This window comes from Clostridium sp. SHJSY1 (assembly GCF_031626875.1).
Lineage (GTDB): Bacteria > Bacillota > Clostridia > Clostridiales > Clostridiaceae > Clostridium.
Map to the genome: position 1 here is coordinate 1 of NZ_JANDMF010000122.1, position 1,346 is coordinate 1,346.

At 29.0% G+C, this 1,346-nt stretch carries 1 protein-coding gene; it reads left to right on the forward strand.

What is annotated here, in order from left to right; all coding sequences use genetic code 11:
- Positions 1-62 precede the first annotated feature (62 nt).
- On the forward strand, positions 63-1,346 hold a 1,284-nt coding region (locus NNC19_RS23420; protein ID WP_310941099.1), incomplete at its 3' end, for an IS1182 family transposase.

Below are 1,346 nucleotides of genomic sequence, written 5' to 3' on the forward strand. Positions count from 1 at the left end.
CAGAGTGTCGACAAAGTCGACACTCTTTCGTTTTTATAATAAAATATTCTTGGGTGATAAAAATGTTAACAAAGAAAAATGAAGAATCAAGAAATCAGGTAGAATTTAATAGTTTAGAGGATTTAGTTCCTAAAGAACATTTATTAAGAAAAGTTGATAATGCAATTAATTTTGATTTTATATATGATGAAGTTAAAGATTTATACTCCGCAATTGGAAGACCAAGCATAGATCCAGTTGTTTTGATAAAAATAGTATTGATTCAATACTTATTCGGAATTTCATCTATGAGACAGACTATATCTGAAATTCAAGTAAACATAGCTTATAGATGGTTTATCGGATATTCTATCAGTGAGTCAGTGCCCCATTTTTCTACATTCAGTAAAAACTATGAAAGAAGATTTAAAAATACAGATTTGTTTTCAAAGATATTTATTAAGATATTAGAAATAGCTGAACAGGAAGGTTTTATAGCTCCAGAGCAAATTTATATAGATTCAACCCATATAAAAGCATCAGCCAATAAGAAAAAGTTTATTAAAGTAGATGTAGAAGTTGAAGCTAAAAAATATAAAGATTTATTGGACAAAGAAATTGAAGAAGATAGAGAAAAACATAATAAAAAACCGCCTAAAGGAAATTCAAAGATTGAAGTGAAAACAACAGTTCAAAGCACTACTGATAAAGATAGTGGGATGTTTTATAAAAATGAAAAAGAAAAATGTTTTGCTTATTTAGCACACACTGCGTGTGATGACGCTAATTTCATTTTAGGATTTGAAGTAACATCTGGTAATATTCACGACAGCGTAGCTTTTGAAGATGTGTTTAAAAAAGTACATGAAAGATATACTAATGAATTAATGATTACCGCTATTGATGCTGGTTATAAAACACCATACATTGCAAAACTCATTCTCGAATCTGATGTATTGCCATCAATGCCTTATAAACGGCCTATGACTAAAGAAGGATTTTTCAAAAAATATGACTATGTTTATGATGAATTAAATGACATTTATATATGTCCCAATGAGAAAGTACTGAAATACTCAACAACTAACAAAGATGGTTATAAACAATATAAATCAAATCCAAACGATTGTAGTAATTGTCCAAATATATCAAAATGTACAAACAGTAAGAATAAACAAAAGGTTATAAGTAGACATGTTTGGGAACATTTCCTTGAAGAAGCAGAACATTTAAGACATGATAACTATGTAAAATGTGTCTATAAAAGAAGAAAAGAAACAATTGAACGTGTCTTTGCAGATGCAAAGGAAAAACACGGAATGAGATATACTAACTTAAGAGGCTTGGCTCAAGTAAAAATGGCAGTC